This is a genomic window from Staphylococcus americanisciuri (genome assembly GCF_024814435.1).
In the GTDB taxonomy this organism is placed as follows: Bacteria; Bacillota; Bacilli; order Staphylococcales; family Staphylococcaceae; genus Staphylococcus; species Staphylococcus americanisciuri.
The window spans coordinates 54,410-72,089 of sequence record NZ_JANUXY010000010.1 but is presented as its reverse complement, the minus strand read 5'-3'; the positions used below and the strand labels follow the sequence as shown (position 1 = coordinate 72,089).

At 37.6% G+C, this 17,680-nt stretch carries 17 protein-coding genes and 1 pseudogene; 13 read left to right on the top strand and 5 right to left on the bottom strand.

Features of this window, described 5'->3' with window-relative positions:
- Positions 1-172 (top strand): annotated as a pseudogene (locus tag NXS11_RS09525) (phosphopentomutase); the annotation flags it as partial.
- A 207-nt stretch (positions 173-379) separates the two neighbouring features.
- On the opposite strand, the gene yidC reads toward NXS11_RS09525, so the two are convergent.
- Positions 380-1,228 (bottom strand): membrane protein insertase YidC, encoded by an 849-nt coding sequence (gene yidC, locus NXS11_RS09520; protein WP_259200781.1) that lies wholly within the window; start codon positions 1,226-1,228, stop codon positions 380-382.
- Positions 1,229-1,484: 256 nt separating this feature from the next.
- Between yidC and dhaK the strand changes: the two genes are divergently transcribed.
- The 3 genes from dhaK to dhaM are packed head-to-tail and all read left to right on the top strand — an operon-like array spanning position 1,485 to position 3,405.
- On the top strand, positions 1,485-2,453 hold the full coding sequence (gene dhaK, locus NXS11_RS09515) for a dihydroxyacetone kinase subunit DhaK (RefSeq protein ID WP_259200780.1): 969 nt from the start codon (positions 1,485-1,487) through the stop codon (positions 2,451-2,453).
- Positions 2,454-2,465: 12 nt separating this feature from the next.
- Positions 2,466-3,041, top strand: coding sequence for a dihydroxyacetone kinase subunit DhaL (gene dhaL / locus NXS11_RS09510; protein WP_259200779.1), 576 nt, complete (start codon positions 2,466-2,468; stop codon positions 3,039-3,041).
- 1 nt (position 3,042) lies between these two features.
- Complete coding sequence (gene dhaM, locus NXS11_RS09505) at positions 3,043-3,405, top strand: dihydroxyacetone kinase phosphoryl donor subunit DhaM (protein WP_259200778.1); 363 nt, start codon at positions 3,043-3,045, stop codon at positions 3,403-3,405.
- 52 nt (positions 3,406-3,457) lie between these two features.
- Here dhaM and NXS11_RS09500 read toward each other — a convergent pair whose 3' ends face one another.
- Positions 3,458-3,808: a zinc ribbon domain-containing protein YjdM gene (locus NXS11_RS09500; protein WP_259200777.1), complete on the bottom strand. Its 351-nt coding sequence runs from the start codon at positions 3,806-3,808 to the stop codon at positions 3,458-3,460.
- 262 nt (positions 3,809-4,070) lie between these two features.
- On the opposite strand from NXS11_RS09500, the gene NXS11_RS09495 reads away from it, so the two are divergent.
- The 3 genes from NXS11_RS09495 to NXS11_RS09485 all read left to right on the top strand — a co-directional run bounded on the left by NXS11_RS09495 (position 4,071) and on the right by NXS11_RS09485 (position 6,910).
- Positions 4,071-4,967, top strand: coding sequence for an ABC transporter substrate-binding protein (locus NXS11_RS09495; RefSeq protein ID WP_306345067.1), 897 nt, complete (start codon positions 4,071-4,073; stop codon positions 4,965-4,967).
- A 226-nt stretch (positions 4,968-5,193) separates the two neighbouring features.
- The gene (locus NXS11_RS09490; protein WP_259200775.1) at positions 5,194-6,159 is read left to right on the top strand and encodes an alpha/beta fold hydrolase; all 966 of its coding nucleotides are present in this window, start codon (positions 5,194-5,196) and stop codon (positions 6,157-6,159) included.
- 31 nt (positions 6,160-6,190) lie between these two features.
- Complete coding sequence (locus NXS11_RS09485) at positions 6,191-6,910, top strand: MerR family transcriptional regulator (RefSeq protein ID WP_259200774.1); 720 nt, start codon at positions 6,191-6,193, stop codon at positions 6,908-6,910.
- A 298-nt stretch (positions 6,911-7,208) separates the two neighbouring features.
- Here the strand turns inward: NXS11_RS09485 and NXS11_RS09480 are convergent, their stop codons facing one another.
- Entirely contained in the window at positions 7,209-9,170 is a 1,962-nt protein-coding gene (locus NXS11_RS09480; protein ID WP_259200771.1) for a glucosaminidase domain-containing protein, read from the bottom strand.
- A 222-nt stretch (positions 9,171-9,392) separates the two neighbouring features.
- Here NXS11_RS09480 and NXS11_RS09475 point away from each other — a divergent pair, with 222 nt between their 5' ends.
- The gene (locus NXS11_RS09475; protein WP_259200769.1) at positions 9,393-12,401 is read left to right on the top strand and encodes a YhgE/Pip domain-containing protein; all 3,009 of its coding nucleotides are present in this window, start codon (positions 9,393-9,395) and stop codon (positions 12,399-12,401) included.
- 625 nt (positions 12,402-13,026) lie between these two features.
- Entirely contained in the window at positions 13,027-13,377 is a 351-nt protein-coding gene (locus NXS11_RS09470; RefSeq protein ID WP_259200768.1) for a DUF2200 domain-containing protein, read from the top strand.
- 51 nt (positions 13,378-13,428) lie between these two features.
- On the opposite strand, the gene NXS11_RS09465 is transcribed toward NXS11_RS09470, so the two are convergent.
- Entirely contained in the window at positions 13,429-13,884 is a 456-nt protein-coding gene (locus tag NXS11_RS09465; RefSeq protein ID WP_259200767.1) for a hypothetical protein, read from the bottom strand.
- Positions 13,885-14,045: 161 nt separating this feature from the next.
- On the opposite strand from NXS11_RS09465, the gene NXS11_RS09460 reads away from it, so the two are divergent.
- Together NXS11_RS09460 and NXS11_RS09455 are read left to right on the top strand one after the other, a co-directional pair.
- The gene (locus NXS11_RS09460; protein WP_259200766.1) at positions 14,046-14,264 is read left to right on the top strand and encodes a YozE family protein; all 219 of its coding nucleotides are present in this window, start codon (positions 14,046-14,048) and stop codon (positions 14,262-14,264) included.
- Between the two features lie 116 nt (positions 14,265-14,380).
- Positions 14,381-15,121, top strand: a complete 741-nt coding sequence (locus tag NXS11_RS09455; RefSeq protein ID WP_259200765.1) for an epoxyqueuosine reductase QueH — start codon at positions 14,381-14,383, stop codon at positions 15,119-15,121.
- A 51-nt stretch (positions 15,122-15,172) separates the two neighbouring features.
- On the opposite strand, the gene NXS11_RS09450 is transcribed toward NXS11_RS09455, so the two are convergent.
- A complete protein-coding gene (locus NXS11_RS09450) occupies positions 15,173-15,619 on the bottom strand; it encodes an Rrf2 family transcriptional regulator (RefSeq protein WP_259200764.1) in 447 nt (148 codons plus the stop codon).
- A 173-nt stretch (positions 15,620-15,792) separates the two neighbouring features.
- Between NXS11_RS09450 and NXS11_RS09445 the strand changes: the two genes are divergently transcribed.
- Both NXS11_RS09445 and NXS11_RS09440 read left to right on the top strand, forming a co-directional pair.
- A complete protein-coding gene (locus NXS11_RS09445; RefSeq protein ID WP_259200763.1) occupies positions 15,793-16,431 on the top strand; it encodes an NAD(P)-dependent oxidoreductase in 639 nt (212 codons plus the stop codon).
- A gap of 304 nt (positions 16,432-16,735) precedes the next feature.
- Positions 16,736-17,659: an NAD-dependent epimerase/dehydratase family protein gene (locus tag NXS11_RS09440; RefSeq protein ID WP_259200762.1), complete on the top strand. Its 924-nt coding sequence runs from the start codon at positions 16,736-16,738 to the stop codon at positions 17,657-17,659.
- The last annotated feature ends 21 nt before the right edge of the window (positions 17,660-17,680 follow it).

The following is a 17,680-nucleotide window of genomic DNA, read 5'->3' as shown; positions in this document are numbered from 1 at the left end:
GACAGATCACACACGCGAATATATTCCGGTGTTGTTCTACAGCCCGAAATTTAACGGTGGCACAGCCCTCGATGGTGATACAACATTTAGTTCTATTGGTGCGACAATCGCTGATAACTTTGGTGTGGCATTACCAGAATTTGGACGTAGTTATTTAAATGAGTTGAAATAGTAGATAAAGCTGTATCACAAGTAGTACAAAGCTACTTGATTGATACAGCTTTTTGGTTTCAGAATGCTTTTACAGGTACATTAAAATAGGCACCTCATCGTGTCAGAGTAATATTTGGTCAGCGAACCAATATTAACGGCACAAGGAGATGCCAAAATGTCTAATAACACAAGTGGTTTAGCACAAATAAAATGACTAATAGAGAAACTACTTTTTCTTTCTTTTTACCGTTTTTACAGTTTTTTTGGTTGTATCATTTTTAGAAATTTCTTGTTGTAAAGTCGCCATTTTCTGATCAGCTAATTTAGCATAATATTGATTGGCCAGATACATCTGAACAACTAAGAACAGTGCACTCACTGACCAATATAAACCGAGTGCTGAGGCAGATGTTAATGTGACAAATATTATAAAGATAGGTGACATAAACATTAACATATAACCCATTTGTTTTTGGTCTTTTGGCATATTTTGTAAACTTACGAGAGATTGTAAGAAATATAAAACAGCCGCAATAATCGTGATGACAATATCTGGTTCTGATAACTTAAACCATAAAAAATCAGGATAAGTTGTGATATGGTTATAAACAGGCCATTTAAGTGCGGCATACAATCCGAACAAAATAGGCATTTGAACGAGCATAGGTAAACAACCTAACATGTTTTGCATAGGGTTGATTTGATACTTTTTATACACTGCCATCATTTCTTGGTTTGCTTGTATGCGGTCTTCTTGCGTTTTGGCATGTTTCATTTTTTCTTGAATCGGCGCGAGCTCTGGTTTGAGCAAAGTGAGCGCTCTTTTCATAATTTGTCCTTGTTTCGTTTGTGAAAGCATAAAAGGAAGCATAACAAATCTAATTGTTAAAACGACAATGATAATCGCTAAACCATAATTATAGTTTAAATGCGTGCCCAGCCAATCTAATAATAAATCCATTGGTTTTGCAAATGTGTTATAGAAAAAGCCACTTCTACTATCTGGATCAGCATAATTACATCCAGACAACAACACTGATAATAATACAATAAAGCCAAGGTGTCTTACTTTCATAAAATAATTCCTTTCCTTGAAATCCAAAATTAAAAGCAACAATTTATGTTACTTAATAAAGCGATGAATAAAAACATATAAACACCATTCAATATAATTATACATAATTACTAATTGAATTAAAATAATGATAGAAATAGAACAGGGGTTAGATAGAGGACTTTAAGTAGGCTATTATGCTGTTAGCTTGTGAAATATTATTCAAATTTTATTGAAAGCGTTATACTAATAGTGTGAAAAAGAAAGGGTGACGTACATGAAAAAGTTAATTCAAGATAAAACGTATTTTTTGAAGGACATGCTTGAAGGCATGAAATTGACAAACCCAGATGTAGACATTATTGAAGATACAGTTGTCGTTCGCTCCGAGAAAAAGAAACAAGGTGTAGCGCTTGTATCAGGTGGTGGCAGTGGTCATGAGCCAGCACACGCAGGTTATGTGGCACAAGGTATGCTTGATGCAGCAGTATGTGGTGAGGTCTTCACATCACCAACCCCAGATAAAGTATTGGCAGCGATTAAAGCAGTCGATAACGGTGATGGTGTGTTACTGATTGTGAAGAACTATGCCGGAGATGTAATGAACTTTGAGATGGCACAAGAAATGGCACAAATGGAAGACATCGCAGTCGAAATGGTTGTTGTAGCAGATGATATTGCGATTGAAGATGTTGAAAAACGCCGTGGTGTGGCAGGCACAGTGCTTGTGCATAAATATGCCGGCTACTTATCTGAACAAGGTGTGGCATTGATAGACTTAAAAGAAAAAGTGGAAACATTGTTAACTGGAGTTCGTTCGATTGGTATGGCATTGACGCCACCGCTTGTACCAACAACAGGAAAGTATGGCTTTGATATTGAAGAAGATGAAATGGAAATCGGTATCGGTATTCATGGCGAACGTGGGATTACGCGCACAGCCGTTGAAAACGCAGAAAATATCGCACAGCGTTTAGTCAAACGTCTAGTCGCAGAAGTGGACGCGTCAGAAGTGATTGTCATGGTTAACGGTATGGGAGGTACGCCATTATCTGAATTGCATATTATGACGAAATACGTGTCAGAACAACTTGTCTCACATGGTAAGAAAGTGACACATTGGTTGGTAGGCGATTATATGACAGCTTTGGATATGCAAGGTTTTTCAATAACGCTTGCCCCACATGATGACAGCGTATTAATGGCATTGAAAGCACAGACAGAGAGTCGTTATTTCAACAGTTAAGGAGAGATTGTGATGAATACTGCAACATTAAAAGAACGCTTGCTTGCATTGAGAGAGACATTTAAAGCGGAAGAAGAGACATTGACAGAGTTAGACCGTGCGATTGGCGACGGAGACCATGGTGTCAATATGTTACGTGGTTTTGAAGCATTGCCTGAGAAGTTGGATGATAGTTCAATGGCAAACTTATTGAAATCAACAGGGATGACATTGATGTCGAATGTTGGCGGTGCGTCTGGTCCACTATACGGTTTTAGCTTTGTGAAGATGTCACAAGTGGTAGCAGATGATATCAACCGTGAACAGTTAGGGACATTACTCAATGCATTTGCTGAAGCGATTGCACAACGTGGTAAAGTAACACGTGGTGAAAAAACAATGTTTGATGTGATTGATCGTGCACGTGAAGCAGTTCAAAAGGGTGAAACTGTAACATTAGAGACGCTTCAAGGCTATGCTGAAGATACGAAAACATTAGAAGCAACAAAAGGACGTGCAGCTTATTTCAAGTCAGAGTCTATCGGTCATATGGATCCAGGTGCGCAAAGTAGCGTATATATCTTAAATGCGCTGATTGGAGATGAGTAGGATGACAAGTATCGTACTTGTAAGTCACAGTGATAAAATTGCACTTGGAACGAAAGAATTACTTGAACAAATGGTACCAGGGGTTTCGATTATTGCAATTGGTGGTTATGATGGCGGTATTGGGACGTCATTCGACACAATATTTGCGGCTATCGAAGGCTTGGAAGATGATGCAGTGTGCTTTTTCGATATCGGTTCATCAGAAATGAACTTAGATATGGCACTGGAAATGTATACGGGCAGTCAGCGTGTTGAAAAAATATCAGCGCCGATTGTAGAAGGCAGCTTTATTGCGGCAGTATCCATTTCAACAGGTAAAGACTTTGATGCGGTAATTCATGCGGTAAATGCTGAATTTGAATAAAATAGAAGCCATTGGTTTCAGTTTTTTAACTGACCAATGGCTTTTTTACTTGTTAGTTGATTTTCTTAACAACTTCTGATTTTAAGCCGATTTGACCAAAACCAGGGATTTTACAATCGATATCATGTCCGTCTTCTGGATCAACAAGGCGGATGTTTTTCACTTTTGTCCCTTGTTTAATGGCGTTAGAGCTTCCTTTAACCTTTAAATCACGGATAACTGTTACAGTATCGCCGTCTTGAAGTACATTTCCATTCGCATCGCGTACAATCGCTGCTTCTTCTGCTTCAGCAACAGATTCTGCTGTCCATTCGTGTGCACACATTGGACATACGTATAATGCGCCATCTTCATATGTGTACTCCGATCCGCAACTCGGGCAATTTGGTAAGGCTGTCGTCATAATTATTGAGACCTACTTTCTTCATGTGATACTACTAATCTAGCATAATGTACACAAAATCACTAGTACAGGTTACAGGAATCTTACAATTGAGGTGTTATCAAGCTATAAATATATAGATTAACGAAAAATAGCATAATTTTTATTTTTGTTCAAAAGTAATTGTGCAAAATGCTTTCCATGCTATAATTGATAACGGTTATCAATTATATATTTTGGAGGCGAGAAATAGATGAAAAGGTTACTAGTTTTATGTGTTTGTATGTTAGTTCTTTTAGCGGCTTGTGGTTCAAATAATCAAAGCGCGAAGAAAAGTGAGAAAGCAAGTAGCAAAGAGGCAACGGAGCAAACATTTACATCGGATAATGGAGAAAAAGCAAAAGTACCAACAAATCCAAAACGTATAGTAGTATTGCATCCGACATATGTAGGTGCATTAGTGAAGTTTGGTCACAAACCTGTTGCTGTATCACAATATGTTGAACAAAACAAAGTGCTCGATGATGCGACAAAAGGGATTGAACGTATTGATGGGGAAAGTATTGAACAAGTTGCCAAACAAAAGCCTGACTTGATTATCGCAACAGTTGAAGATAAAAATGCAAAAAAATTACAAAAGATTGCACCAACAGTCTTCTTTGACTCAAATAAATCTCAATATCGTGAAACAACAAAGCAACTTGCAAAACTAGTCGGTGAGGAAGAAAAGGCAGAACAATGGCTGAAAGATTGGGACAAACAAATGGCGAAAGATAAAAAAGAACTTGCGCCATTATTGAAAGGTAAAACAGCCTCTGTAGTACAACAAACACCAAAAGGCATTATGGCATTTAGCGATCACTATGGTCGTGGAACAGAAATCCTTTATGGTGGTTATGGTTTAAAACAACCGGAAAAACTGAAAGAGGCGACGAAAGATCGTTTTGCGACACCAATCAGCCCAGAAACATTTGGAGATTATATGGGTGACATCGCAGTTGTCGCACAACAAGGTGATATGACACCAGAATTCCAAAATACGAATTACTGGCAAAACTTAGATGCTGTGAAAAATAACCGTGTTATCACATTAGATGTGTTAGATACGCAATATAACGATCCAATCTCTCTTGAAAAACAGCGCGAAATTTTCTATAAAGCATTGAAAGAAATGAAGTAATAGGATAAATGGTCGGAGGTATGTCCAAGCATACTTCCGACTTTTTCGTGCGCTGAGATGTTAATAGAAAATATTCTATAAAGAAAGATAGTGTATAGGTTAATAGCTGAGTAGTAGTTTAGAAACTTTAAAAAAAGAACTTGCGCACTATGGACAAATTGTATAGAACATTCCATTCCTGTTTTACGACAATATACCTTATAATAGAAGCGAATGAGGTGGTCATATGAAACGGTATTATGAGCAGGATGGCAAGCGTATTTTAAAATTATATTTAACTATTCATGGTGTGAAGCAAGGCATAATTATTGAGACACGCGACTTTGCTAATCCCATTTTACTAGTGATACATGGTGGACCGGGCTTTCCACTCTATCCTTTTTTTCGTGCGCATAATATTGATTTGACAGCTCATTATACCGTTGTATTTTGGGATCAGCGAGGTACAGGTATGTCATATACACGAAAGCCTGTTAAAATGGCAGAAGTTGTACAGGATGCAGAATGGTTAATTCGATATTTATGCCATCATTATCATCAGAAGCAAGTCTTTTTGATGTGTCATTCATTTGGCACAATTATTGGCGCTCTCCTTGCACATAGACGACCTGAATGGATTACGGCATATATTGGTATCGGTCAGTTGGGTGATGTGTATCATAACGAGCGTGTGATATTACAGCGTTTATTAGAATATGCAAAGAAGGAACCGAATAAGCAAGCGGTGGATGCATTAGAACGTGTGAGTCTTGGACGCTATTTTAATAAAGATAAATATTACGACCATGTCAGAATGCGCTATACAGAACGCTATAAAGGTGGCTTTTCTATTCATGGCTATTCCGCATTTAAGATGTTTCGAGCAATGATGTCGACGCCTTATTATACATTGAAAGAGCGCATCAACATTATAAGAGGAAGTCTGTCCGCCTTTGAACATTTGACGACAGAAATGGTCGAAACGAATTTGATGACTATTGCCCGGGAAATAACTGTGCCATTTTATTTAATACAAGGGCAGTATGATTTACAAACAACAGATACAGATAGTCGCAAATTATTTGAAGCGGTGGGGTCTAAAGAAAAGCATTATTATTTGTTTGAATATAGTGCCCATGCACCATTTGTGGATGAACGTGAAAAGTTTTTAAAAATTATGTATGAAATTGTTGACCATCACGCAACGTCATAGTTTATAACGAAAGTAGGAGGTGACAAGATCCATGACTACTTATACGATAGGTGATTTAGCAAAGCAGTTTAGTATTTCAACAAGAACATTGCAGTACTATGATGAGAAAGGTGTCTTACCACCGGCGTATATTGAAAATAACAATTATCGAGTGTATACGGAACAAGAAGCAGAAAAACTGAAGCTCATTTTATTGATGAAAGCACTCGGCATGCAGTTGAAAGAGATTCGAATGTTGCTGACAGCAGAAGGGACGCTTGATACCGTTCGACTGATTTTGGATCAAAAACAGTGCGCGATAGAACAAGCGATTCAGAAACAACAGGCACAACAAAAACAGATTCAAGCGATGCAACAGATGATTAATGAAACATCACAATCATCTATTACTAAATTACAAGACATGGATCGCATGCTGATGAAAAATGAATATCTTAAGCCATTAAGAGTCAAAATGCTAGGAATTGCAAGTGTCGGGACAATCAGCTTATGGTCAAGTATTTGGTTAGGATTCAAAGCAGACAATGTTGTATACCCTTTGCTAGGCGTGGGTGCAAGCATGGGTATTGCTTATTACTTAACGAAAGACTATTACCATCAAGTTCAATATATGTGTCCTAACTGTCAGCACGTATTTATGCCGACGATGCACGAGTTTATATTTGCACGACATACGCTATCAACACGTGATTTAACATGCCCATCATGTCAATTTACAGGTCATTGTGTTGAAGTGTATGAACCACATTAAGTGAATCAGTTACGATAAGGTGTTGTATTTGAAGGCGTCGTTATACAACGGGTTTTCGATACGGCACCTTTTGCCTGTTCAGCTTTTGTAGTAGAAAGACAATGATAAGTGCCTAGTTTTATTTAGAATGTAGTTCTTAGTTGAAATAGTTATCTTCATTTAGCGTATGATCCATTGTGATTGTACGCTTCTGCATACTAAAAAGAAAAAGGCAGAATGGCTCATCATGCCATTCCACCACTAAAGATGTAAATTCCCCTTAATTGATAGGTATTATACGATTATGTTCGTCATTGTATTAACGTACGATATAGTCAAGAGATTGTGCACTTGTTGCGTCAATAGTACGGTAAGAGATTACGCCAAGTCCTTTAACGTTTGATTCTGAAATTACGATAGAACCATCACTGCGCACCTGTTCTACAAAAGCGACATGACCGTAGTAGCTATCAGCGCCTAGTTGACCAGGTTGGAAGACGACAGCACTATGTTTTGTTGGGTGCCCTGTTACTTTATAACCTTTTTGATATGCAGATCCTGTCCATTCAGCCGCATTACCCATATTGCCTGCGATAGATTTACCGAATTGTGCCATGCGATGGTAAACATACCATGTACATTGCCCTTGAGGATAAGGGGAGCTACCAGTCGTGCGGAAGGCTTTAAAGCCGTTACCACTGATGTTTTCACCATTCGTCACGATATCAGCTTCTAACAATTTCGGCATTTTCTTTTGATCAAAGCGTGTTAAGTCATACGTTTGAATGAGTTGTTTCAGCTTCGTATCATAGTTTGGATCTGTCGCATATGTCCCGACAAGTTCAGATACAGCTGTACGATAGCTGCTGCTTTCACTTTTCCAAACCCCTTTATAAATTGTTGGATTTCCATCAATGCCACCTTTAATCAATGTAGCATAGTCTTCCAGAGAGGCTTTTTTATTAGGATATTTTCGGAAATCTGCTTGAATTTGATACATATTTTTACCATTGGATTCAAGCGTATTGAAAGCCACTTTTTGTCCTTGGTATGCACCTTTCATACCAAATAAATTGTAGTTTGGTGACTGTGCCAAAGCACTGCGCCCCGAGTCAGATTCTAAAATCGCTTGTGCAATCATAACAGACGCATAAAGGTTTTGTTCTTGACCAATACGATGTGCATCTTCAGCAATATCATTAATAAATGCACGTGTCGACTGGTTAGGTGCGATACGTATATCAGAGACTACACCTGTGTCGTTGTTGTTATGCGTAGATGGGCGTTCTTGGAACCACGTTGTCTGACGCATCTGTGAATGTTTTGGCAAGTCTTCAAATGTTTGGGCAGGCGCTTGTTCACGTGAGCCTGTGTAAGTATCACTTGCCGGAATTTGTGGATTGTTAGACGTACGTTTCGCATTTTGCGATTGTTGTTGCGTCTGTGTCTTCTCAGCTTTGTCACTGTATGAGTCTAACAAAGCTTCAATCATGACATCATCTTTTATAGACGTCTTGCCTTCCTGAGTTGCTGCATTGGTATCATCAGTTGGTGTATCATTGATATCAGTCTTATCATCGGTGTCAGTGCTGTTGTCATCCGTATTTGTCGTTTCATTTGTGTCCGATGTTTCTGTATCATTCGTGACATCTTCTGTTTGTGTACTTTCATCTACTGTCGTAACATCTGAAGAATCATCTGTCGTATCCGTTGTTGTGTCGTCAGTTATCGAATTATCAGAAGCTACCATATCATCAAAAGGTGTTGTTTCGTTTAAAATAGCGTTTAAATTATCGAAAAAGTCACGTTCATCTGTCGATAGACTAGGTTCTGGAGCAGGTGTCAAGTCTGTTTGTGGTATATCTTGCGTTCCAATACCTATATCTTGTGTCGTATTATTTTGAGTCAGAGTCGTAGTTGTATCATGAGTGGATGCATCTGTATTCCCTGTTGCCGTATTGTACAGCCATCGATCAAAGGCATCCATAATATCAATATCTTGTTGTTGTGTCTTACTAGATGTCGTTGTTTTGTTTGTTTGGTTACGCTGTTGTTTATCTCGTTGCTTCGACACATGTTCGTCATCTTGTGTCGCATTGTCGTCGTCTGTTGTGACGATGTCTAATGGAGATGTTGATGTCTCATTATCTGATTGTGTTGTTAAGTCTTTTTCAAGCGCTGTTTGAGCTTTTTGACTCGCGGCCTCTGCAAGATTACCTGTTGTAGGAGATGCAACAAGTGCAGTCGTCAATAAGCCAGTGAGTAATACTTTTCCTTTCATGTTTAATGCCTCCTAATCATTTATCCAAGAAAATTGTAGTATCGACATCCATTTAAATATGATTGATTTAAAATAATATTGAGAGTGTACAAATAGGATGTGAAATTGTATACTATGTTAGGTTACATAGTTAGTTGATAAGTGTCAACAATAAATCTCTGTAAATAAAAGTTAAATTTAAGGAAACGTTTGCAAAGGTTTTAATGGATAGAGGTGGAAATAATGAAACAGGCGTTTAAGCTTTTTTTAACAGATTTGAAAGGAATTAGTAAAGCACCGGGCGCACTGATACTGTTAGTAGGACTCGCTATTTTACCTTCTTTTTATGCATGGTTTAACCTTGAAGCAACATGGGATCCCTATTCAAACACAGGCAATATCAAAATTGCGGTAGTGAATGAAGATGAAGGAGACATGGTGCGTAACAACAAGATTAATGTCGGAAATAAAATAGAAGAGACGTTACGCAAAGATGATCATTTTAACTGGCAGTTTGTGAGTCGTAAAGAAGCAGATAAGGGGTTGTACAGAGGGAAGTATTACGCAGCAATGTACATTCCGAAACAATTCTCACATCAAATTACAGGGACATTAAGAAAAGATCCGCAACAAGCAAAAGTGACATATAAGGTCAATCAAAAGTTGAATGCGATTGCGCCGAAGATGACGGATGCAGGTACGAGTGAAATTGTGAAAAAAGCGAACGAAAACTTTGATCAGGTGGTTACTAAAGTACTTTTAGAAGAAGCCAATCGCTTGGGCATTGAGATTGAAAAGCAATTGCCAACGTACAATAAAATTCGTGATGGTGTTGAAGCTGCATACCAAGCATTACCAAAAATTGAAAAGTTCCGTAAAGGGATTATTTATATCGATGAACATCAAGGTACGATTGATCAGTATGCCGATAGATTTCGTAACTTAGGTAATTACAAAGATGAAGCAGTAACAGCGGCAGAGAAATTGAATCAACTGAATGCCAGTATTCCAGCGATTAATGAACGTGCAAAGTTGATATTGAAGCTCAATGAATATATGCCAGAAATTGAGCGCGCTTTACAAGTGGCAAGTGGTGTGCCGGATCACTTCCCACAAATTAATCAAGGTGTGGATACAGCAATTGCTGGTACAGAAAAAGGATTGAAGGCACTTGATACTGCGAGTCAAGTACTTCCTACGATTGAACAGCGTGTAAATGTGTATGAACAAGGCATTGAGCAAGCACGTGACATTAATCAAGAATTTGCAAATTCACTGACACAATATCAAGATTCAGCAAATAATGCGACGCCTACTCAGCCTAATACGAGTAATAATCTTATCAATAATGGTTTGAATGGGTCACAATTGAACAGTGCTGAGAATCAAAATGGTGTGGTAGATCAAGCACAAAAAGCAGCGAATAATACAATACAGAATGGTTTGAACGCTCAAAATAACATTCAAACAACACCACAAAGTGCACGAGGAGTCGATTATAAAGTTGTACAGCTGAGTACAGCAACAGAGCCTAACGTGACACCATTACCTGATGGTCAAGTTATTACCGCAGATGAAGCGACAACGATGGGAACAGATTATGGTAATGCATTACAAGGTGTTAATAATATGATGTTGTCACAACTTGAGGCAATACGACAAGATTTAGATGCGGCGAAGAACATGAGCTATGGCATTCTAAGCACTAACCAACCGGATACATTTGCGCAGCCACTCTCTCATTTAATTGCAAGGATGAATCATGCGAGTAAGACATTGCGCGATTATCGTGATTGGTTGACTGAGATTGAACAATCGGAAGGTATTGATTTAACAGAGCAACAAGAGAAGTTGAAAAATACGCAGCAAGAGATTAAAGAAATGACGAAACGATTGAACGACTTGCAAGATGCTATTGGAGCTGGAAATACAGGTAAAGCAGAGGCACAAGCCATTATTGAAGCGTTAGATACCTTGCAAAAACGATTAGCGGATACAAGTGCAACGGTAAAACAAGATATTGCAAATGCACTGTTAGATGTGTCTAAACGTGTAGACGAAGCCCTTAATAAGGGTGCAGCAACGATTGATACGGTGCAAGATAAGCTACAGACGACTAAAGAAATCGTGCGTCGTGGTCAGGTAATTTTATCTGATGCGAATACAAGATTGACACAGCTTAAGAATGTCTTGCCAACAGTAGAGGCAAAATATAACCATGCCATGTCAATTGCGCAGGCATACTATCCAGAGTTTAAGTCAAGCGTTGCACGTGCTGCTGATTTTGTACGTAATGACTTACCAGAATTAGAAGAGAAAATTGCCAAAGCAACAGATACGGTTAACGCAAAGCTACCAGAAGCATTTGAAAAGTATGATACATTGAATGCATTGTTGGATCGTAATCAACCGAAAGCGAAACGCGCGCTAAGTAATCTGGCTGACTTTGCACGCAATGACTTACCATCAGTTGAACAAGATTTGGTTAAGGCAGAAAAGGTCTTTAAAAAATTAGATGAGGAAAATACGATAGAAGATATCATTAACTTATTGCGTAATGATTTGAAGAAACAAGCGGGTGTGATTGCGCATCCAATTGAGATTGATCAACACAATATTTTCCCTGTGAAAAACTATGGTTCTGCAAGCACCCCATTCTACACGGCACTGGCAATATGGGTTGGTACGCTGTTGCTTGTCAGCTTGCTCAGTGTTCACAATAAGCATGAAGATTTGAAACCATATTTAACAATTCGAGAAACGTATTTAGGAAAAATGGGACTGTTTATGATGATGAATGTGATTCAAGCGTTTATTGTATCAGTCGGTGATATCGTTATTCTTAAAGCATCTGTTGAATCTGTCCCATTATTTATTTCGATTAGTCTTTTTTCAGCCATTATATTTACAACAATTGTGTATACACTGGTATCAGTATTAGGAAATCCGGGTAAAGCACTTGCGATTATTATTTTGGTACTACAAATTGCTGGTGGTGGTGGGACATTCCCAATTGAAGTAACACCAGAATTTTTCCAAAAACTGCATCCATTCTTACCATTCTCATACAGTATTGATGCGTTACGAGAAGCAGTAGGAGGACCTGTCCCAGAAATTTTGGCAAGTAAACTTATTCATCTCGGTATATTTGGTATTATTTTCTTCTTGATCGGTATCATTGGAAAACCTTACCTAAACCCTATTGTCCATCGACTTGCTGAAAAGGCAGAGAAAAGTAATATTTTTGAATAAGAAAAGATATCACATGCGTAAGAGGCTAGAAGTTCCATTTTGAGAGTTTCTAGTCTCTTTATATTTTATGCTTATTCTAAAGACTACGTTATCCTATACTGGTAAGACTGAGCAGGAATGAAATAGTTTGTAAAAGCGTCGTCATATGTCAGTTAGCTACTGACCTTTAATCGGTGATATTTAAGAGACTAAGGTTCCCTTAATCATAAAAAAGTAATAGCGTATAGCTTGAAGGTGTTAGAGAGGCGTGTTGCAATCTGCAAATTAAAACTGCGTTATAGCGAAAATAGAAGGATATCAAGTGGTTTTAAAGCTTAAAGTTGGCGGCTAAGATTTCAAGAAACATACAGATTTTAAATGGAAAAGGAATTGAACACAACGACTTTGTTGAATTTGTAAAACATTAACTTTAAAGTTTTGGATAACCATTATTCGCATGGGTGAATAAGGTTATTTTTTAGAATTAAAGATGATAGATGGTCACAAATTGTAAGTAGGGTAATACATCTGTTCCAACATAAGCGAACAAATCATTAAGCAGAATATAATAGGGTATCCAACGCCATCTGCTAGAATGAGGTAGATGACGTTTTTCCATGAGAGACTAAAATAGGAGGCGTACAATATGACGCATAAAATCTATGAGATGCCAGTAGCAAGTGTTTACCCGAATTACGTAAAGAAGGCTGAGAAAAAAGGTCGCACTAAAGAAGAAGTGGATACTATTATTCGTTGGTTGACAGGGTATTCTGATAAAAAGCTAGCAGAACATTTGGAAGCGAAGACGTCCTTTAGAACATTTTTTGAGCAAGCACCGGAACTGAATCCAAATCGCAGAAAAATTACAGGTGTAATCTGTCGCGTGCGTGTAGAAGACATTGAAGCACCACTTATGCAAGAGATACGTTATTTAGACAAAATGATAGATGAGCTAGCAAAAGGTAAGGCGCTAGAAAAGATATTCCGCAGTAACTAAATAGAGTAAAGCCCAATTGGATGTGTAGACGCATCTCATTGGGCTTTATAACTATTGCGTGTTATTAATGCTTTGATCATCATTTTGTATAGATGGATTTAATGATGTATCTGGTAGTTGTTCATTTTGTTCGTTAGTCTGTGGTGATTGGGTTGGCACTTGTTGTGGGATGTAGCTTTGTGAGTTTGTGTATGCAGGTGATGTATAAGAAGTATCAGGTTGTTGAACTGATTCCACTGTTTCTTCAGCTTCTGGAATTTCATTTTGTTCTGTTGGTACTTCTGCTTCTTGTGAAAGACTTGTATCATACACAGATGTGTTTTCTGCTTTCGGTTCAGCTTGTTCTTTTTTTTCTTTGCTTGGTTGCTTCTTTTTTTCGTCTTTTATTTCTGTCTTAGATTGCGCTTCTTTCGGAATGTTGCGTTCACTACAAATGGCTTTAGCACCAAAGAAAACCATGCCGATGATGATAAGAAGAACAACAAAGATGTTGATTAATTTCTGCATATATCACACCTCTTTAACTCATAGTATAGAGATTTATCAACTAAATACAAGAAGAAAATAAAACAAATTAGCACGCTTTAGTCAGGGTTTAAAAATGAATAAGCCTCATTGTTAGATTATGCTATAATATGGAATAGCTCGTAAATGAGGTGAAGAATAACTTGAGCTTTTATGAATATATGCAGATTTACATTGGTGATGATACCCCATTAGGTGATTTGGCGAGATGCATTCATTTGGATTCTAAATTTCCTAAGGAGCTTCATACGTCCGATGAGATATTAGCGTGGTTTCGTGAAGGCTCTCGTCTTGGTCAATTGAATTTAGCAGATATTAAACGAGCGATTGCAATTTATATGCAATTTGGTGATGTTAAGTGACGACCCAGCATAATCACAGATGTGAGCATGTGTCACCTGTATAAGGCGTCTCCTATTACTCAAGTTGGGAGGCGTCGTATTTATAGTAAATAATTTTTCTTGTGGGTAGGGATATTATGATTCAAGCAGATACAATATTAGCAAAGATGAAAAATCAAAAAATCAACTATGATAAAGTGTTGCGTAAAATGATTGTAAATTGGACGCGTAACGAAGAACGTCCGAGCATTTTATTGCATAGCTGTTGTGCACCTTGTAGTACTTATACATTAGAATTTCTGACAGAACATGCAGATGTTGCAATTTATTTTGCAAATCCAAATATTCATCCGAAAAATGAATATTTGCGTCGTGCGCGTGTACAAGAACAGTTTGTAAAAGACTTTAACGAACGCACGGGTGCGGATGTAAAGTATATTGAAGCACCATACAAACCACACGAGTTTATGAAAATGGCAAAAACACGTGGTTTGACGGATGCACCAGAAGGCGGCACACGTTGCTCAGCTTGCTTTGGGATGCGTTTAGAAATGGTGGCAGAAGCGGCTGTCGAATTGGGATATGATTATTTTGGTAGTGCGATTACGCTGTCGCCGAAGAAGAATGCACAATTGATTAATGAAATTGGCTTGGATGTACAACAACTTTATGATGTGAACTATTTACCGAGTGATTTTAAGAAGAATAAAGGGTATGAACGTTCGATTACAATGTGTAATGACTATAATATTTTCCGCCAATGTTATTGTGGCTGCGTTTTTGCGGCACAACAACAAGGCATTGATTTTAAAGAAATCAATCAGCAAGCAAAAGCGTTTTTAGATGCGCTCGCAGATAAAGAAAAAGTCGAATCATAAATAGCGAAAGCACCACCTGACTCATAAGTTGGAGGTGCTTTTTCTTGATTCTCATTCAGTTGAAGTGCGCGCGGCTTCACGTGCTTGGACATCATCAATAATTGTATCTATTGTGACGTTCGCGAATACTTGCTCTAAGGCATGCTGTGCCATATAGAATATAGGTTCGATTGTTGCTTGGATATTACGTCCTACCTCACAATTAGGGTTTGGATTATCGTGCATATTAAAAAGTGTATCGTCTTTCACAGCATTAACGGCCTTATATATATCTAATAGAGTAATTTCCGTTAAATCTTTAGCGAGCCGTGCACCAGCGACACCTGGACGTACATCAATGAGTCCTGATTTTTTTAACATACCCATAATCTTTCGTATCATTGCGGGATTGGCATTAACGCTACCTGCAATATATTCTGACGACGCCACTTCATCTTTGGTTGTTTCTATTAAAGTTAAGATATGAATACCGATGGAAAACCTACTGCTGATAGACATAGAACCCCTCCTTTTATCTTTAGACATGTAATCTTTTTAGTTACAAGTTTAGTATAACGTAAAATGAAATAAGAATAAAATAGTTTTTTCTTGTTGACAATCTTCCGACCTGTAACTATAATGGTTACAAGTAAACAAATAAATTACAGGTAAAGCTGTTAGGAGGAAATAACATGAAATTAGGTATTATCGGAGCAAGTGGAAAAGTAGGTCATCTTGTGATGGAAGAAGCATTAGGTAGAGGACATGAGGTTACTGCGATCGTACGTAATAAAGCGAAAATTACTGATGATAATGTAGCAGTGATTGAGAAAGATATATTTGATTTAACAAAAGAAGATGTTCAAGGTTTTGACGTTATTGTGAATGCATTTGGTGCAGCTCCTGGTGAAGAACAAGCACACGTGGATGCTGGGAATGCATTAATTGAAGCCGTTAAAGGCACAAACGTTAGAATCATTGTTGTAGGTGGTGCAGGTAGCTTATACGTTGATGAAGCTAAGACAACACGTTTAGTCGATACACCTGACTTCCCAGATGAATATAAACCAACAGCTAAAGGACAAACACGTAACTTAGAAGCATTAGAAGCAACAACAGATGTGACATGGACATTCTTAAGTCCTGCAGCTATGTTTGATCCAGAAGGTAAAAGAACAGGTTCATATCAATTAGGTAAAGACAATGTGATAGGTAATTCAAAAGGCGATAGCTATATTAGCTATGCAGACTATGCAATTGCAATGGTAGATGAAGTGGAACAAGGTCAATTTTTGAATACACGTTTTGCAGTTGTAGGTGAAGCAGAGTAAGCAGATAAAGTACAACTAAATATTTCTGATAATGACTACTTATTTTTGTAATATAAGATAAGTAGTTTTTATTATGCTTATACTGCGAAAAATTTTTTAAATGGCATGATTAATGATAAAATAAAAAGATAAAAGAAGGAAAAATGACGTGATATAAGGTGTGTTCAATAATAAAAATACGTTCGTTTTCAGATGTCTTTTACTGTGAAAACGACAATGGAGTTTATTGTGTCGCCTTTCGCTGAGTGGCATGATATGAAATGTTGTTCGTCATTTCAAAATACGCTTAAAGGAGTGGAATCATATGAAATTATTAATAACTGGTGGCGCAGGTTTTATTGGCTCACATATTGCGAACTACTATTATGAAAAGTCTCATGAAGTATTTGTATTAGATAATCTAGTAAGTGGCTATAGAGAAAATATTCCGTTTATTGATGAGAAACATTTTTTTGAAGTAGATGTTTGTGACACAGCAAAGGTAGAAGAAATTATTAAAACATATCAATTTGATGTGGTCATTCATTTAGCAGCGGTGGTAAGTGTTGTTGATACAGTGAATGATCCCTTGATGTCGAGCGAAGTGAATATTAATGCAACCGTTAACTTATTAGAAATCAATCGTCTATACAATGCGCAACTGCGTAAATTTATCTTTGCATCTTCAGCGGCTGTATACGGTAACGATCCACAATTACCAAAATCGATCCACAGTATGATACAACCAGAGTCGCCTTACGCGATTCAAAAATATGCAGGGGAACAATATACGAAACTGTATCATCATCTGTATGGTTTACCAACGACAGCACTGCGCTTTTTTAATACATATGGACCTAAGCAAGACCCGAACTCACAATACGCAGGTGTTATTTCCATTATAAAGCGTAAGTTTGAAAATAATGAAACTTTTACGTTCTTTGGAGATGGGGAGCAAACAAGAGATTTTATGTATATTAAAGATTTGATTCAAGGGCTTGTGTGCGTGATTGATAATGACTGTACGAATGGTGAAGTGTTGAACGTAGGGACAGGTAAACAAACATCATTGAAAGATATTTTTCATGCTTTTGAAGCAAGCTATAATAAGAAGATTGAATATCGATTTGAACCAGAAAGAAAAGGTGATGTGAAGCATTCTGTTTCGGACATTACAGAATTAAAAGATATTGGCTATAATCCCCAATATACAATTAGCAGGGGCTTAGAAGAATATTTAAATAGTTAAAAGATGATATCAGGATGAGGT